Raw genomic sequence first — 576 nt, forward strand, 5'->3', positions numbered from 1 at the left:
CTCATGAGTATGGCCGGGCAGCGACTGAATCACGATCTCGCCGGTCGCGCGCAGCGACGCGATGGTCGTGCGCAGGCCCGGATCGGCGTCCCACGGGGCGTAGATTGCCAGCGCGCGGACTTCCACCGGCGACAGTGCCGCCACCTCGCGCAGATCGAGCGAGAAGCCGGTAGCCGGGCGCGCGCGGCCGAAGGCCTCGCCGACCTTGTCGTAACGGCCGCCACGGGCCACGTAATTGGGCAGACCGGCTACGTAGGCCGTGAACATCACGCCGCTGTGATAGTGGTAACCGCGCAAATCGGAAAGGTCGATGTTCACGCTGGCGCCGCGTACCTGCGCGGCCAGCGCCGACAGCTCGTCCAGTGCGCGGCCGATGGCCGGGCTGGCCGGCAGCGTCGCGCGGGCGCGCTCGATCACCTCGATGCCGCCGTAAAGCGTCGGCAGGGCCAGCAGCGCGTCGCGCTCGGTCTGGGGCAGGCCTTCGGTCAGCACGCGCAGTGCGGGCACGTCCTTGGTCTCCAGCGCGGCAAACATCGCGTCCTCGATCTTGCGGATCGACGGCAGGCCGTCCAGCAG

Annotated in this window: 1 protein-coding gene; it reads right to left on the reverse strand. The window is 70.1% G+C overall.

Translation table 11 applies throughout. The features are described 5' to 3' along the window. Positions 1 to 576: ATP phosphoribosyltransferase regulatory subunit (locus tag AB4Z35_RS30050; protein WP_442101167.1), on the reverse strand; the 576-nt coding region annotated here is incomplete at both ends.

Source organism: Pseudomonas sp. KB_15 (assembly GCF_052114525.1).
Taxonomy (GTDB): Bacteria; Pseudomonadota; Gammaproteobacteria; order Pseudomonadales; family Pseudomonadaceae; genus Aquipseudomonas.